This window comes from Rhizobium sp. PRIMUS64, from assembly GCF_023006465.1.
Taxonomy (GTDB): domain Bacteria; phylum Pseudomonadota; class Alphaproteobacteria; order Rhizobiales; family Rhizobiaceae; genus Rhizobium; species Rhizobium leguminosarum.
In genome coordinates this window covers 1-16623 of record NZ_JALBGX010000140.1, presented here as the reverse complement: position 1 = coordinate 16623, position 16623 = coordinate 1, and the positions used below count along the sequence as shown (strand labels likewise).

The 16623-nt window shown below is 61.7% G+C and carries 13 protein-coding genes; 7 read left to right on the top strand and 6 right to left on the bottom strand.

Annotated elements, in window-relative coordinates:
- The first annotated feature begins 201 nt into the window (after positions 1–201).
- Both glmS and MOV76_RS32910 read left to right on the top strand, forming a co-directional pair.
- The gene (glmS, locus tag MOV76_RS32915; RefSeq protein ID WP_130716390.1) at positions 202–2028 is read left to right on the top strand and encodes a glutamine--fructose-6-phosphate transaminase (isomerizing); all 1827 of its coding nucleotides are present in this window, start codon (positions 202–204) and stop codon (positions 2026–2028) included.
- 135 nt (positions 2029–2163) lie between these two features.
- A complete protein-coding gene (locus MOV76_RS32910) occupies positions 2164–2871 on the top strand; it encodes a DUF502 domain-containing protein (RefSeq protein WP_018241999.1) in 708 nt (235 codons plus the stop codon).
- 81 nt (positions 2872–2952) lie between these two features.
- On the opposite strand, the gene recG is transcribed toward MOV76_RS32910, so the two are convergent.
- A complete protein-coding gene (gene recG / locus MOV76_RS32905) occupies positions 2953–5058 on the bottom strand; it encodes an ATP-dependent DNA helicase RecG (RefSeq protein WP_247266086.1) in 2106 nt (701 codons plus the stop codon).
- Positions 5059–5150: 92 nt separating this feature from the next.
- On the opposite strand from recG, the gene MOV76_RS32900 reads away from it, so the two are divergent.
- The 3 genes from MOV76_RS32900 to MOV76_RS32890 all read left to right on the top strand — a co-directional run bounded on the left by MOV76_RS32900 (position 5151) and on the right by MOV76_RS32890 (position 9511).
- Complete coding sequence (locus MOV76_RS32900) at positions 5151–5456, top strand: succinate dehydrogenase assembly factor 2 (protein WP_018242001.1); 306 nt, start codon at positions 5151–5153, stop codon at positions 5454–5456.
- Positions 5453–8956, top strand: a complete 3504-nt coding sequence (gene mfd / locus MOV76_RS32895) for a transcription-repair coupling factor (protein WP_018242002.1) — start codon at positions 5453–5455, stop codon at positions 8954–8956. Before MOV76_RS32900 ends, mfd begins: the two co-directional genes overlap by 4 nt.
- 87 nt (positions 8957–9043) lie before the next feature.
- Entirely contained in the window at positions 9044–9511 is a 468-nt protein-coding gene (locus MOV76_RS32890) for an OsmC family protein (RefSeq protein ID WP_247266085.1), read from the top strand.
- Between the two features lie 17 nt (positions 9512–9528).
- Here the strand turns inward: MOV76_RS32890 and MOV76_RS32885 are convergent, their stop codons facing one another.
- Together MOV76_RS32885 and MOV76_RS32880 are read right to left on the bottom strand one after the other, a co-directional pair.
- On the bottom strand, positions 9529–10200 hold the full coding sequence (locus MOV76_RS32885; RefSeq protein ID WP_247266084.1) for a DsbA family oxidoreductase: 672 nt from the start codon (positions 10198–10200) through the stop codon (positions 9529–9531).
- Positions 10201–10266: 66 nt separating this feature from the next.
- The gene (locus tag MOV76_RS32880) at positions 10267–12069 is read right to left on the bottom strand and encodes an extracellular solute-binding protein (protein WP_047621819.1); all 1803 of its coding nucleotides are present in this window, start codon (positions 12067–12069) and stop codon (positions 10267–10269) included.
- 284 nt (positions 12070–12353) lie between these two features.
- Here MOV76_RS32880 and MOV76_RS32875 point away from each other — a divergent pair, with 284 nt between their 5' ends.
- A complete protein-coding gene (locus MOV76_RS32875) occupies positions 12354–13016 on the top strand; it encodes an invasion associated locus B family protein (RefSeq protein ID WP_017994059.1) in 663 nt (220 codons plus the stop codon).
- Positions 13017–13129: 113 nt separating this feature from the next.
- Here the strand turns inward: MOV76_RS32875 and hspQ are convergent, their stop codons facing one another.
- The 3 genes from hspQ to MOV76_RS32860 all read right to left on the bottom strand — a co-directional run bounded on the left by hspQ (position 13130) and on the right by MOV76_RS32860 (position 15445).
- Positions 13130–13459: a heat shock protein HspQ gene (hspQ, locus tag MOV76_RS32870; protein ID WP_018242006.1), complete on the bottom strand. Its 330-nt coding sequence runs from the start codon at positions 13457–13459 to the stop codon at positions 13130–13132.
- Between the two features lie 159 nt (positions 13460–13618).
- Positions 13619–15028: a type I glutamate--ammonia ligase gene (gene glnA / locus MOV76_RS32865; RefSeq protein WP_011651961.1), complete on the bottom strand. Its 1410-nt coding sequence runs from the start codon at positions 15026–15028 to the stop codon at positions 13619–13621.
- 78 nt (positions 15029–15106) lie between these two features.
- Complete coding sequence (locus tag MOV76_RS32860) at positions 15107–15445, bottom strand: P-II family nitrogen regulator (protein WP_003579240.1); 339 nt, start codon at positions 15443–15445, stop codon at positions 15107–15109.
- A 343-nt stretch (positions 15446–15788) separates the two neighbouring features.
- On the opposite strand from MOV76_RS32860, the gene MOV76_RS32855 reads away from it, so the two are divergent.
- Positions 15789–16623 (top strand): NAD(P)H-hydrate epimerase (locus MOV76_RS32855; protein WP_247266083.1); only part of this gene is annotated, 835 nt, incomplete at its 3' end.

Sequence of the window (16623 nt, the reverse complement as noted above, 5' to 3'; positions counted from 1 at the left end):
GGCCGCGCCCGGCAAGAGATCAAGCCCGGCCGCGCGACGCTGCTGCGCGAACGCGCGCTCGCCATCAAGGCGGCGAAGAAGGCGAAAGCCTGACCGGCTTTGCGTAACCGGCGGAAATTGAAAGTGACCGCCGAGGTGATTGAGAAATAAGCAGGAATCGTTAGGACTGGCCTCATTGTTGAGACCGAGTGGGGATATTGCATGTGCGGCATTGTGGGGATCGTCGGAACTGCGCCTGTTGCCGGGCGCCTGGTCGATGCGCTGAAGCGTCTCGAATATCGCGGTTACGATTCCGCCGGTGTCGCCACCATTCATGACGGCGTGATGGATCGCCGCCGCGCCGAGGGCAAGCTGTTCAATCTGGAAAAGCGCCTCGACAGCGAACCGCTGCCCGGCACCGTCGGCATCGCCCACACGCGCTGGGCGACCCACGGCGTTCCCAACGAGACCAATGCCCATCCGCATTTCGTCGAAGGCGTCGCCGTCGTCCATAACGGCATCATCGAGAATTTCTCCGAGCTTCGCGACGAATTGACCGAGGAGGGTTCGGTCTTCCAGACCCAGACCGACACTGAGGTGGTCGCCCATCTGCTGGCGAAATACCTGCGCGAGGGCCTCGATCCGCGCGACGCCATGCTGAAGATGCTGAACCGGGTGACCGGAGCCTATGCGCTGGCTGTTATGCTCAAGGCCCATCCCGGCACGATTATGGCTGCCCGTTCCGGACCGCCGCTTGCCGTCGGCTATGGCCGCGGCGAGATGTTCCTCGGCTCGGACGCGATTGCGCTCTCGCCCTTCACCAACGAGATCACCTATCTCGTCGACGGCGATTTCGCCGTTCTCACCCGCGACGGTGTCGCAGTGCTCGATTTCGCCGGCAAGCCGGTCAAACGCGCCCGCCAGATCTCGCAAGCGACCGCCTATGTCGTCGACAAGGGCAACCACCGCCATTTCATGGAAAAGGAAATCTACGAGCAGCCGGAGGTCATCTCCCACGCGCTCAGCCACTATGTCGATTTCGCCGAGAACACGATCGGCGCCAATGCCGCCGCGATCGACTTCAAGGCGTCAACCGGACTTGCGATCTCTGCCTGCGGCACGGCCTATCTCGCCGGCCTCGTCGGCAAATACTGGTTCGAGCGTTATGCCCGCCTGCCTGTTGAGATCGACGTCGCCTCCGAATTCCGCTATCGCGAAATGCCGCTGTCGCCGTCGCAGGCAGCGCTGTTCATTTCGCAGTCCGGTGAGACCGCCGATACGCTGGCATCGCTGCGCTATTGCCGCGATAACGGGTTGAAGATCGGCGCGGTCGTCAATGTCCGCGAATCGACGATCGCGCGCGAATCCGACGCCGTCTTCCCGATCATGGCCGGCCCCGAAATCGGCGTTGCCTCGACCAAGGCCTTCACCTGCCAGCTTGCCGTGCTGGCAGCGCTGGCAATCGGCGCCGGCAAGGCGCGCGGCACGGTGAGTGCCGACGAGGAGAGGGCGCTGGTGCGCCATCTCGCCGAAATGCCGCGCATCATGAGCCGGGTGCTGAACCTTATCCAGCCGCAGATGGAAAGCCTGTCGCGCGAGCTGTCGAAGTGCAAGGACGTGCTTTATCTCGGCCGCGGCACCAGCTTCCCGCTCGCCATGGAAGGCGCGCTGAAGCTCAAGGAAATCTCCTATATCCATGCCGAGGGTTATGCCGCTGGCGAATTGAAGCACGGACCGATCGCGCTGATCGACGAGAACATGCCTGTCATCGTCATCGCCCCTTACGACCGTTTCTTCGAAAAGACCGTCTCGAACATGCAGGAGGTCGCAGCCCGCGGCGGCCGCATCATCTTCATCACCGACGAGGCCGGCGCGGCCGCCTCGAAACTGCCGACCATGGCGACGATCACCCTGCCTGTGGTCGACGAAATTATCGCGCCGATGATCTTCTCGCTGCCGATCCAGCTGCTCGCCTATCACACTGCCGTCTTCATGGGCACCGATGTCGACCAGCCGCGCAACCTGGCGAAATCCGTGACCGTGGAATAAGCCTGTAAGGCCGGGACCGTCGCGCCGAAACATATTGTGCGGCGCCCCGAATTCTGGCAGTTTTGGTCTACGGACAAGGGGGAAGGGCCGGCGTACCGGCCTGTCCACGACTGAGATGGAGATCATCAGGAAACGATGACCGACAACACCCCCAGAATGCCGGTCGCGACCCGGCTGAGGAATAATTTTCTCGCAGGGCTGATCATCTGCGCGCCGATCGCGATCACCATCTGGCTGACCTGGACCTTCATCCATTGGTCGGACAGCTGGGTCCGGCCCTATATTCCGGCGCGCTGGAATCCGGAAAGCTATCTCAATTTCGCCATTCCCGGTTTCGGTCTGCTGACCGCCGTTATCCTGATCACCGTCGTCGGCTTCCTCGGCAAGAACCTCATCGGCCAGAGCATCGTCCGGTTCGGCGAATCGATCGTTCAACGCATGCCGCTGGTGCGCACGATCTACAGAAGCGTGAAGCAGATTTTCGAAACCGTGCTGAAGGAACAGGCGAACTCCTTCAAGAAGGTCGGCCTCATCGAATATCCGGGTCCCGGCCTCTGGGCACTGATCTTCATCGCCACCGACGCCAAGGGCGAAATCGCTTCGAAGTTCAATGCCATGGGCCAGGATATGGTCGCCGTCTTCCTGCCGCCGACGCCGGTGCCGACAGCCGGCTTCCTCATCTTCGTGCCGCGCGAGAAGATCGTCATGCTCGATATGTCGCCGGAAGACGCCGCCAAGTACCTGATTTCAGGCGGGCTTGTGGCGCCCGAACACAAGCCGGCCGATCCCAAGCAGAAGCATTTGCCGCGGCCGAAGCCGGTGGCGGTTTCCAAAGCGGATTGATGCATGTCGCCCAAAAGTGTTCAGCGGTTTTAGGGTAACGACATGCATAGAACAAAGACTTAAAGCGCGCCGCGGCGCGCTTTATCCAGCCCTGAGAAACCGAATCGCCTCGTCGCGGCGGAAAAGATAGAGCAGGGTGCGGATCGCCCTTCCCCTCTCCGTGGTCAGTTCCGGATCCCGCTCGATGAGGTAGGCGGCATCCTTGCGGGCGATCTCCAGCAGATCGGCATGCGCCTCGAGACTGGCGATGCGGAAACCCGGCGTGCCCGATTGCCTCGTGCCGAGCAATTCGCCTTCACCGCGCAGCTTCAGGTCCTCCTCGGCGATGCGGAAACCGTCTTCCGTCTCCCGCATGATCGAAAGCCTGGCATGGCCGGTCTCGCCGAGTGGTCCCTTGTAGAGCAGGATGCAGGTCGAGGCCTCGTCGCCGCGCCCGACGCGGCCGCGCAGCTGATGCAATTGCGCCAGGCCGAAGCGTTCGGCATGTTCGATCACCATGATCGTCGCATCCGGCACGTCGACGCCGACCTCGACGACGGTGGTGGCGACGAGGAGCCGGGTCTCGCCGTTCTTGAACGCCATCATCGCCGCGTCCTTCTCCGGACCGCTCATGCGGCCGTGGATCAAGCCGACATCCGGGCCGAGTGCGGCGACCAGCGTCGCGTGCCGCTCCTCGGCCGACATCAGATCGAGCTCCTCGGACTCCTCGACCAGCGGGCAGATCCAATAGGCCTTCTTGCCCTCGGCGATCGCGCTTTGCAGTCGGCCGACGATTTCGCCGGTCCGTTCCATCGGCACGGTGATCGTTTGGATCGGCTTGCGGCCGGCCGGTTTTTCGGTGAGCTTGGAGACGTCCATATCGCCGAAGGCGGCGAGCACCAGCGTGCGCGGGATCGGCGTCGCCGTCATGACAAGCATATGCGGCGAGAGGCCCTTGGCGGTCAGCCGCAGGCGCTGATGCACGCCGAAACGGTGCTGCTCGTCGACGACGGCAAGCATCAGATTGGCGTAGGCGACGCTGTCCTGGAACAGCGCATGCGTGCCGATGATGATCTGGGCAGCACCCGAGGCGATGCGCTCCAGGATTTCCTCCCGTTCGCGTCCCTTGGTGCGCCCGGTCAGCACCTCGATGCTGAGTCCGGCGGCGGCGGCGAATTTCGAGATCGTCGCGTGGTGTTGCCGCGCCAGGATTTCGGTCGGTGCCATCAGCACGGCCTGGCCGCCGCTCTCGATCACCGCCGCCATCGCCATCAGCGCCACCAGCGTCTTGCCGGAACCGACATCGCCCTGCAGCAGCCGCAGCATGCGCTCGTTGCCGGCCATATCCTTCAAAACCTCGGCGATCGCCTCGTTCTGGCTTGACGTGAGCGAGAAGGGCAACGCCTTCAGGATCTTGCTGCTGATGGCGCCGGTCGCATGCACCGGCTGGCCCGCCACCTTGCGCAGCCTCTGCCGCACCAGGCTCAGTGACAGCTGTCCGGCGAGGAACTCGTCATAGGCAAGCCGCCGCCGGGCAGGGGCCTGCGGGTCGATATCGGTAGGGTCGCGCGGCTCGTGCAGCATGTGGAAACTGTCGCGGATCGACGGCAGGCCCTGTTTCTCAGTCAAGGCCAGGTCGATCCATTCCGGCAGCTCGGGAAAACGCGGCAGGCCGGCGTCGATGATCTTGCGCAGCGTCTTCGGCGAGAGCCCCGCCGTCAGCGGATAGATCGGCTCGACCAGCGGCAGGCTCTCCGTCTCGTCCGCCCTGACGATATAATCGGGATGCACCATCGAGGCGCGGCCGTTGAACCAGTCGATCTTGCCGCTGACCGTCACTTCTGCGTCGATCGGCAGTTGCTTTTCCAGCCACGCCGCCTGTCCGCGGAAGAAGACCAGCGTCAGCTCGCCGGTCTCGTCATGCAGGAAGACGCGATAGGGAATGTTGCTTTTGCCGCGCGGCGGCAGCTGGTGGCGGTCGACGCGCGCCGTGATCGTCACGATCGCGCCCTGCGGCGCGCGGGCGATTCCAGGCTGGTTGCGCCTGTCGATCAGCGAGAAGGGCGCGTGGAAGAGCAGGTCGATGACCCGGCAATCTTCCAGCGTCTCGCGCCCGAGCAGCTTGACCAGCAGGTCGGCGATCTTCGGGCCGACGCCCGGAAGGCCCGAAATGGGGGAAAACAGAGGATCGAGAATGGCGGGGCGCATGTGGCCAAAATGCGATGAACAATGCGGCCTTGGCAAGGCTGACAAGCCGCTTTCCAGGGTCTATAGAGGCGCATCAACAGGAAGGTAATGCCATGACAGGTGTCACGCTCACGAGTGCCGGTCTCGACCCGCGCCGCCGCAGAATCCTTTTCCGCTGCTGGCATCGCGGCATTCGCGAGATGGATCTGGTCTTCGGCCAGTTCGCCGAAGCTGAGGTCGCGAATCTGTCGGAAGCCGAACTCGACGAGTTCGAGACGATCATGGCGGAAGAGGACAATGATCTCGTCCGCTGGATCATGGGAACATGGCCGGTGCCTGAGCGTTTCCAGACACCGATGTTTGCCCGCATCGCCGCTTATAAGCCCGATTTCGACAAGCCCCTCAGGACGCCGGAATGATCCCTGGTTTCGATGCGAAGAAGCTTGCGGCCATTGCCGAGCCGCTGACGATCGGCAATGTGCCGGCAGGTCTGGAGACGCTGCTGCTCGCCGAGCTCGCCCGAACGGGAGAGCCGGTCGCCTATGTCATGTCCGACGGCCATCGCATGGCCGATCTCGAACAGATGCTGGGCTTTGTCGCCCCCGACATCCCGGTTCTCACCCTGCCGGCCTGGGACTGTCTGCCCTATGACCGCGTCTCGCCAAGCGCCGACACCTCGGCCCGCCGGCTTGCCGCACTCGGCGGCCTCATCGCCCATCGCAAGAAGCCGCATGCGGCGATCGTGCTCGTGACCGCCAATGCCATGCTGCAGAAGGTGGCGCCGCAGGATGTCATCGAAAGCCTGACTTTTTCGGCCCGTCCCGGCAACCAGCTGCGCATGGACGATCTCGCCGGTCGCCTGGAACGCAATGGCTTCGAGCGGGTCGCGACCGTTCGCGAGGTCGGTGAATATGCCGTGCGCGGCGGCATTCTCGACGTCTTCGTGCCGGGTTCGGAAGAGCCGGTCCGCCTCGATTTCTTCGGCGACACGCTGGAAAGCATCCGCAGCTTCGATCCGGCCAGCCAGCGCACGACAGGGCAGGTGCGATCCCTCGATCTCAACCCGATGAGCGAAGTGACGCTGACGCCGGATACGATCAGCCGCTTCCGCAAGAATTACCTCTCCGCTTTCGGCGCGACCACACGCGACGACGCGCTCTATCTCGCCGTCTCCGAAGGCCGCCGTTACCCCGGCATGGAGCACTGGTTGCCGCTTTTCTACGAGAAGCTCGATACCGTCTTCGATTATCTCAGCGGCTTCCGTATCGTCATCGACCATACGGTACGTGAGGCAGCAGAAGAGCGCTCCAAGCTCGTTTTCGATTATTACGACGCCCGCCTGAATTCCGGCCAGCCGACCAAGGGCCAGATGACGCAGGGCACGCCCTACAAGCCGGTGACGCCAGGCCAGCTCTATCTCGACAGCAAGCTTTTCGTCAAAACCCTCGACGCGCTCGGCGCGATCCGTATCAGCCCCTTCAACGAGCATGAGGGTGAGGCGCGGCGGGTCGTCAATGTCGACGCCCGCCAGGGCCAGCGCTGGGCGCGTTCGAACGCCGAAGGCGGCGGCGATGCCGAACGCATCAACATCTTCGACGTCGTCGTCAAGCATATTGCCGACCGCCGGGCTGCCGGCGCGAAAGTGCTGGTCACCGCCTGGACCGAAGGCTCGCTGGAGCGCCTGCTGCAGGTGCTGAACGAGCATGGCCTGGAAAAGGTCAAGCCGATCGAGGCGCTGAAGGACGTCGGTTCGCTGGCGAGAGGCGAGGCGGCCGCTGCCGTGCTCAGTCTCGAAGCCGGCTTCGAGGCCGGCGACCTCGTCGTCATCGGCGAGCAGGACATCCTCGGCGACCGGATGGTGCGCCGCTCCAAACGCCGCAAGCGCGCAGCCGATTTCATCTCGGAAGTCGCGGGCCTCGACGAGGGCTCGATCGTCGTCCACGCCGAACACGGCATCGGCCGTTTTATAGGGCTGAGAACCATCGAGGCCGCTGGTGCTCCGCATGCCTGCCTCGAACTGCAATATGCCGACGAGGCCAAACTGTTCCTGCCGGTCGAAAACATCGATCTTCTCTCGCGCTATGGCGGCGAGGGCACCGAAGCCCAGCTCGACAAGCTTGGCGGCGGTGCCTGGCAGATGCGCAAGGCCAAGCTCAAGAAGCGCCTGCTCGACATGGCCGATGCGCTGATCCGAATCGCCGCCGAGCGCCTGACGCGCCATGCGCCGATGCTGACGACGCCTGAAGGCCTTTACGACGAATTCGCCGCCCGCTTCCCCTATGACGAGACCGAGGACCAGGATAACGCCATCGAGGCGGTGCGCTCCGATCTTGGCGCCGGCCGGCCGATGGACCGTCTGGTTTGCGGTGACGTCGGTTTCGGCAAGACCGAAGTGGCGCTGCGCGCCGCCTTCGTCGCGGCGATGAACGGTGCCCAGGTCGCCGTCGTCGTGCCGACGACGCTGCTTTCCCGCCAGCATTTCAAGACCTTTTCCGAGCGTTTCCGCGGTCTGCCGGTGCGCATCCAGCAGGCCTCGCGCCTTGTGGGCGCCAAGGAGCTGGCGTTGACCAAGAAGGAAGTGGCTGAGGGGAAGACCGATATCGTCGTCGGCACCCATGCGCTGCTCGGCGCTGGCATCAAATTCGCCAATCTCGGTCTGCTCGTCATCGATGAGGAGCAGCATTTCGGCGTCAAGCACAAGGAGCGGCTGAAGGAGCTGAAGAGCGACGTGCATGTGTTGACGCTGTCGGCAACGCCGATCCCGCGCACGCTGCAGCTTGCCATGACCGGCGTGCGCGAACTGTCGCTGATCACCACGCCGCCGGTCGACCGCATGGCGGTGCGCACCTTCATCTCGCCCTTCGACAGCCTGGTCATCCGCGAGACGTTGATGCGCGAGCATTATCGAGGCGGCCAAAGCTTCTATGTCTGCCCTAGGCTTGCCGACCTCGAGGACGTGCATGCCTTCCTGCAATCGGATGTGCCGGAGCTGAAGGTCGCCATCGCCCATGGCCAGATGCCGGCCGGCGAACTCGAAGACATCATGAACGCCTTTTATGAAGGCCGTTACGACGTGCTGTTGTCCACCACCATCGTCGAATCCGGTCTCGATGTCCCCACGGCCAATACGCTGATCGTCCACCGCGCCGACATGTTCGGCCTTGCCCAGCTCTATCAGCTGCGCGGCCGCGTCGGCCGCTCGAAGGTACGCGCTTTCGCCCTCTTCACCCTGCCGGTCAACAAGGTGCTGACGGCCACCGCCGAACGCCGCCTCAAGGTGCTGCAGTCGCTAGATACTCTCGGCGCCGGTTTCCAGCTGGCGAGCCACGACCTCGATATCCGCGGCGCCGGCAATCTGCTCGGCGAGGAGCAGTCCGGCCATATCAAGGAGGTCGGCTTCGAGCTCTACCAGCAGATGCTGGAAGAGGCGGTTGCCGAGGTCAAGGGTGTCGACGAGATCCACGACACGGGCTGGTCGCCGCAGATCTCGGTCGGCACGACGGTGATGATCCCGGAAGGCTACGTGCCCGACCTGCACCTGCGCATGGCGCTCTATCGCCGTCTCGGCGAAATCACCGAGCTCAAGGAGATCGATGGCTTCGGCGCCGAGATGATCGACCGATTCGGCCCGATGCCGATCGAAGTTCAGCATCTGCTGAAGATCGTCTACATCAAGTCACTCTGCCGCACCGCCAATGTCGAAAAGCTCGATGCCGGCCCGAAGGGCGTCGTCGTGCAGTTCCGCAACAAGGAATTCCCCAACCCGGCAAACCTCGTCGGTTATATCGGCAAGCAGGGCACGATGGCGAAGATCCGCCCCGATCACAGCCTGTTCCTGACCCGCGACCTGCCGACGCCGGAAAAACGCCTGCAGGGCGCAGCTGTTATCATGACGCAACTGGCGGAACTGGCGAAATAGAGCAATTCCAGCAAAACTGTGCCGCGGTTTTGCTGGGCAAAGCGCGAAGCGATTTTGCCGGGAATTGCGTGAAAAAGGGAGATAGAGATGGGAACATACGGCGCAACGATCGCCTGGCAGCGGAACGGCGAAACCTTCACCGACAACCGCTACAGCCGTGCCCACCGCTGGACCTTCGACGGCGGCATCGAGGTGAAGGCATCCTCGTCCTCGCATGTCGTTCCGCTGCCCTATTCCGCCGAGGATGCCGTCGATCCGGAGGAGGCTTTTGTCGCCTCGCTCTCCAGCTGCCACATGCTCTGGTTCCTGTCGATCGCCGCCAAACAGCGCTTTTGCGTCGACAGCTACACCGATGCCGCCGAGGGCATCATGGAGAAGAATGCCGTAGGCCGCCTTGCCATGACCGTCGTGACGCTCCGTCCGCATGTCGTCTTCAGCGGCGAAAAGCGGCCCTCGCTAAGTGAGCTCGAAGCCCTGCACCATCGCGCCCACGACGAATGCTTCATCGCCAATTCGGTGAAGACCGAGGTGCGTTGTGTTCCGGTTCTAGGCTAGAGCTGGGGCCGTCGACGTCAGTTGAGGCCTGATCGTGCCTCGGCTTTCGCCTTGGCGATATCGCGCAACGCGTTCGCCAGGACGTCAGGCGTCTGTGCACCGCTGACGGCATATTGCTGGTCGAAGATGAAGAATGGCACGCCGTTGACGCCCATCTCCTGCGCTGCCTTGATCTCGGCGACGATCAGATCGCGATCGGCCTCGGAAGCAAGCAGCGAGGCGATGACCGAACGGTTGAGGCCGGCCTTCTCGGCGATATCGAGCAGCACCGCATGGTCGCCGACATTGCGGCCTTCCTCGAAATTCGCCTTGAACAGTGCGGCAACGACCTTGTCCTGCTTCTCGCGGCCTTCGATCATCGCCCAGTGGATCAGCCGATGCGCATCGAGCGTGTTCGGGCCGATCTTGATCGCCTCGAAATCGAAGGCAATGCCGACTTCGCGGCCGTAATCGGAAAGCATCTTGTGCGCCTGCGCCACGCGCTCCTCGCCGCCGAGCTTCTCAGCCAGCGCCTTCTTCTGGTCGACGCCTTCCTTGGGATAGTCGGGATTGAGCCGGTACGGCCGCCAGTTGATGTCGACGCCGATTTGGTCTTGCACCTCGGCGATGGCGAGCTCCAGCCGCGCCTTGCCGAGATAGCACCGGGGGCAGACGACATCCGAGACGACGTCGATGGTGATACGCTCCATGATGATTTTCCTTATTCTGTGCATCTCCCAAGGGAGACATTCAAGCCGGAGCGGTCCGGCTGCTTCTTATTGGGCGCTCGTATCCCACCAGAGCGGCAGTTGGTAGCCGTAGAGCGGCACCGTATCGGGATGGCCGATGCGTTTGCTGCGCGCCACCCATTGCTGCCCCATATGATAGAGCGGCAGCACGTAATGGCTGGACAGCAGCAGCCGGTCGTAGGAGCGCACCGCCGCGGTGAAATCCTCGGCCGAGCGCGCCCGGAGCAGGTGATCGATCAACGCATCGAGATCGGGATCCGCAGCGCCGGCGAAGCTGTCGCTGCCCTCGCGGGTCTTCGCGGCCGAAGACCAGCGGCCGAGCTGTTCGTTTCCAGGCGATAGCGAGGACGTGTAGGACTTCATGATCATATCGAAGTCGAAGCTGTTCGTCCGGCTCTGATACTGCGAATCGTCGACCGTGCGAATCGAAGCGGCGATGCCGATCGTCTGCAGCGAACGCTGATAGGCGACAGCGAGCTTCTCCTGGTCAGCATTCTGCGTCATGATCTCGAAGGCGAGCTGGCGGCCGGAGGCATCGAGCATCTTTCCGCCCTGGATCGTGTAGCCGCCCTGTTTCAGTTGCTCGACGGCCTGTTTCAGCACATTGCGGTCGCGGCCGGAGCCGTCGGTGACCGGCAGCTTGTAGGTGCCGTCGAGAATCTCCGGCGCAATTTTGTCCTTGATCGGCCCGAGCAGGGCAAGCTCGGCCGCATTGGCGGGAACCCCGAAACTTGACAGCTCGGAATTCTGCCAGAAGCTCTGGGTGCGTTTGTAGGCGCCGGAATAGAGGTTCTTGTTCGCCCATTCGAAATCGAACACCAGCGACAGGCCTTCGCGCACCTTGGGATCGGCAAAGATCGGTCGGCGCGTGTTGAACACGAAGCCGAGCATGCCGCTCGGCAGTTTCGGTGTGAACACGTCCTTGACCACAGCGCCTGAGGTGACGGCGGGGAAATTATAGGCATTGGCCCAATGACCGGGATTGCCGTCGGGATAGATGTCGACATCGCCCTTCTTGAAGGCCTCGAACAGCGTCGTATCCTGCAGGAAATACTGGACGGTGATCTGGTCGTAATTGTCGGTGCCGACCTTGGCGGGAATGTCCTTGCCCCAGTAGTTCGGATCACGTTCATAGGTGATGCTCTCGCCGGGCTTCACCGTCTTCACCTTGTAGGGACCGGAGCCGACTGGCGGCGTCAGCGATGAACGGTCGAAGGTTTCGGGGTCGATCGCATGTTTCGGCAGCACTGGGAACAGGCCGAAGATCAATGGCGTCTCCCGGTCGGCCTTGTCGTTGAAGGTGAAACGCACACTGCGCTCGCCGACCTTTTCCATCTTGGCGACGACGTTGAGGCGGTTGGCGAAGGGCACGCGGCCCTTGTCGCGCATCAGCTCGAAGGTGAACATCACATCCTCGGGCGTCACCGGCTGGCCGTCGGCCCATTTCGCCTTTGGATTGAGGTTGAACTGAATGAAGCTCCGGTTGTCGTCCCATTCGACCGTTTCGGCGAGCAGGCCGTAGAGCGTGAAGGGCTCGTCCCTGGAGCGCTGCATCAGCGATTCGTAGACGAGATTGCCGTAGTCCGGATCCCACATGCCGCGCGCCGTCGTGCGCATGCTCTTCAGGATGAAAGGATTGAGGCTGTCGAAGGTGCCGACCACGCCATAGGTGATCTTGCCGCCCTTTTTGACGTCAGGATTGACGTAAGGGAAGTGCTTGTAATCGGCCGGCAAAGCCGGCTCGCCATGCATCGCGATGCCATGCAGCGGCTCGGCGGCGACGGTGCCGCACAGCAGCGAGAGGACGAGGGGGACGACGATCCGGAGCATTCGGCAATCCTTGATCCGTGAAAACGGGCATGATTCACCGCGGAGATTATCATGGGGTCGACCGATTCCAACACGGAGCGGCGATTTCTTTGGCATCGCGACGAAATGCACCTCAAATTGCCAAAGAAATGCTGGATATCTTGAACGCTGCGATGTAACAGGTGAACCCGAAGTTTCGGGGTCATGCATTTGCCTTATTTTTTTCAGAGGTGGAGTGCCGAACGACCCGATGGTTGGGGCGGCAAGACGCTGCCCCGAACGGATATCAGGAGACGGAATTCGTTATGATGTTCAAGTCTGAAAAGAAAATGCGGGCAGCACTGTCCGTTCTGGCGGTGGTGTTCGGCGCTTCGGCTCCGGTCTCCTCCTTCGCACAGGATGCGGCGGCGCAGGCTCCGGCCGATGCCCCGGCACAGGCCGCAGGAGCGCCGAAGCTCGGCTGGTACAAGACCTGCAGCAAGCAGGAAGACAACGACATCTGTGTTGTCCAGAACCTGATCCTCGCCAATGGCGGCCAGCTCGTTACGGCCGTCGGCCTGATCTCGGTTTCCGGCAAGATCAACCGCAAGCTCCTGCAGGTCTCGGTTCCCACAGCACGTCTGGTTCCTCCCGGCGTTATAATGCAGATCGACGGCGGCAAGGGCCAGAAGCTCGACTACGCTGTCTGCCTGCCAGACAAGTGCACCGCCGAAATTCCGCTGACCGACGCGATGATCGCCAGCCTCAAGAAGGGCAGCGACGTGATCTTCACCTCGATCAACTTCCGCCGCGCTCCGAACCCGATCAAGATTTCGCTTGAAGGCTTCACTGGCGCGTATGACGGCGAACCAGTTTCCGAATCCAAGCTTGCCGAAAGCCAGCGCAGCCTGCAGGACAGCATGCAGAAGAAGGCCGAGGAAGCCCGCAAGAAACTGGAAGACGCCCAGAAGGCAGCCAAGGCGCAGTAATCCTGCCGCCATCTCTAGACAGAAACCCGGCTTTGCGCCGGGTTTTTTGTTGCGCAAAGAAAAGGCCTCGCCGGGAGAAGCGAGGCCTTGATTCAACGATCGGCACGACTGAGTTAGTGGGCGAAGCTCATCTTGGGTTTGAACTGCCCTGACGGGGCCTGATCGAAAATCTGGTAGATCTGTGGGTTGCGAAGCGGCATGCCGCTTTCGTCGTTCATCAGGTTCTGCTCGGAGACGTAGGCGACATATTCGCTTTCGTCATTTTCAGCGAGCAGGTGATAGAAGGGCTGGTCCCTGCTCGGGCGCACCTCGGCCGGAATGGAATTCCACCACTCCTCCGTATTCGCGAACTCCGGATCAACGTCAAAGATGACGCCGCGAAACGGAAATACCTTGTGCCGAACCACTTCGCCAATACTGAACTTTGCTATTCTTTCTTTCATGGTACGACTTCCTTTCATCACCAAATTTGGTGATTGGTGTCGCGCAAATCAAGATTTTTGCGCGAGTTCGTCACATGAACGTCATATCCTCCTAGTGGCGTCCATGACCTGGGAGGCGAAAGCCCCGGCGAGCCGGGACTTTCTGTGTTCAGAGCCCGATCAGGCCGAATAATACATGTCGTATTCGACCGGATGCGGCGTCATTTCGAAACGCATCACCTCGGCCATCTTCAGCTCGATGAAGGCATCGATCTGATCGTCGTCGAAGACGCCGCCGGCCGTCAGGAACTTGCGGTCCTTGTCGAGGCTTTCGAGCGCTTCGCGCAACGAGCCGCAGACGGTCGGGATCTTCTTCAATTCCTTCGGCGGCAGGTCGTAGAGATCCTTGTCCATGGCCTTGCCGGGATGGATCTTGTTCTTGATGCCGTCGAGGCCGGCCATCAGCATGGCGGCGAAGGCGAGATAGGGGTTGGCAGTCGGATCCGGGAAGCGGACTTCGACGCGCTTGGCCTTCGGGTTGGAGCCGAACGGAATGCGGCAGGAGGCTGAACGGTTCCGGGCCGAATAGGCGAGCAGCACAGGTGCTTCGTAACCCGGGACGAGACGCTTGTAGGAGTTCGTCGACGGATTGGTGAAGGCGTTGATCGCCTTGGCATGCTTGATGATGCCGCCGATATAGAACAGGCAGCTCTCGGAAAGGCCTGCATATTCGTCGCCGGCAAAGGTCGGCTTGCCGCCCTTCCAGATCGACTGGTGCACATGCATGCCCGAGCCGTTGTCGCCGAAGATCGGCTTCGGCATGAAGGTCGCCGTCTTGCCATAGGCGTTGGCTACCTGGTGCACGACATATTTGTAGATCTGCATCTTGTCGGCGTTGCGCACCAGCGTATCGAACTTGATGCCGAGTTCGTGCTGGGCGGCAGCGACTTCATGGTGATGCTTTTCGACGACGACGCCCATCTCGGAGAGCACCGTCAGCATTTCCGAACGCATGTCCTGGGCGCTGTCGACGGGGGGAACCGGGAAATAGCCGCCCTTGACGCGCGGGCGGTGGCCGAGGTTGCCGGTCTCGTAATCGGTGTCGTCATTCGACGGCAGTTCGGTCGAATCGAGCTTGAAGCCGGTATTGTAAGGATCGGCCTTATACTTGACGTCGTCGAAGACGAAGAATTCGGCTTCCGGGCCGACGAAGACCGTATCGCCGATGCCGGATGCCTTGAGGTAGGCTTCGGCCTTCTTGGCGGTGCCGCGCGGATCGCGGTTATAGGCCTCGCCGGAGACCGGATCGAGGATGTCGCAGACGATGACCATGGTCGACTGGGCGAAGAACGGGTCCATATGCACCGTTTCGGTGTCGGGCATCAGCACCATGTCGGACTCGTTGATGGCTTTCCAGCCGCCGATCGAAGAGCCATCGAACATTACGCCGTCAGCGAACATGTCTTCGTCGACGCAGACAACGTCCATCGTCACATGCTGCAGCTTGCCCTTCGGGTCGGTGAAACGCAGATCGACGAACTTTACGTCGTTCTCCTTGATCTGCTTCAGAATTTCGCTTGCGGTCGCCATTAATGAGTTTCCTCCGATTTGCGATGACGGTCTAGGTCGGCGATGACGGTAACGGACTTTGCGCGATTGGCAAAGTGGTCAGATGGCATCAATGCCGGTCTCGCCGGTGCGGATGCGGATAACCTCTTCGATATTGGATACGAAGATCTTTCCGTCGCCGATGCGGCCGGTCTGCGCCGCCTTGCGGATCGCATCGATGACGGCCTCCGCGTTCTCATCGGCCAGTACGACCTCGACTTTGACCTTCGGCAGGAAATCGACGACGTATTCAGCTCCGCGGTAGAGTTCCGTGTGGCCCTTCTGACGGCCGAAACCCTTGGCTTCCGTGACCGTGATACCCTGCAGGCCAACTTCCTGAAGGGCTTCCTTCACTTCGTCCAGCTTGAAAGGCTTAATGATCGCTTCGATCTTTTTCATGAGAAAATGTCTCTCCGCTTCTCTTGTTATGGCAGGAATTTTCCCGCTCGCCGGATATGATGCAGATATCGTGCCAGTTTGAAATCCATCTTATCGAAAAAAGTCGTCGATTCTGCCAAAACCGGCGCGTTTGCGGGGAATTCCATGTCGTTTTGGTGCCGGAATAGGTGGAAAAACATTGTCTCCGATCAAAATCACATCCGAAACGGAAAAAGTCAGGTATTTTCGCAACTGCGAATACACATCTCGATGCGATGAAAATATAGGCAAATGCTTAAATTGCGCCCTTCTCTTTGGTATTCCAGGCGGTTGTTTTTTAGGCGTTTTTTGATTGAATAGGGTGATGATCAAACATCTGTCCGACCTTCTTCTCACGCCTGCCGAAATGGCCGCCGTCGATGCGGCCGCTGCCGCATCCGGCATCGACTCCTTCGGCCTGATGGAGAGGGCAGGCGCCGCGGTCGCGGCCGCTGCTCTGCACCTTCATCCCGGAGCGTTGCGCTTCGTCGTACTCTGCGGACCCGGCAACAATGGCGGCGACGCCTATGTCGCAGCACGTCATCTGCATAAGAGCGGGGCGAGGGTGGCGCTCTTCCACCTCGGCGATCCCTCCAGGCTGAAGGGCGATGCCGCCCGTGCCCAAGCCGGTTGCGTGCTCCAGGGGCAAAACCTCGACCTCTATCGGCCCGAAACCGGCGACGTCGTCATCGATGGCCTGTTCGGGGCGGGGCTTGGCCGCGAGGTGCCGGCCGATGTGCGCGCGCTAATCGGCCGCGTCACCGAGGCCGCTATTCCCGTGCTCGCCATCGATCTGCCCTCCGGCCTCGACGGCCGCACCGGCAAGGTGCTGGGGGCTGCCTTCCGGGCCTGCAATACCATCACCTTCATGACCCGCAAGCCCGGCCATCTCCTGATGCCGGGCAGGGAGCTTTGCGGTGAATTGGAGGTCTTCGATATCGGCATTCCCGCCCGCATCATCCGCGCTGAGGCGGGCGGTGTCATCGCCGAGAACACGCCGGATGCCTGGAAGAGTGCGCTGCCGGCCGAGCAGCTGGAAACCCACAAATACAAGCGCGGTCATCTGGTCGTCTTCTCAGGCGAGGCCGACAAGACGGGTGCCGCGCGCATGTCGGCAATCTCGGGCCTGAAGGCCGGCGCCGGCCTGGTGACGATCGCCG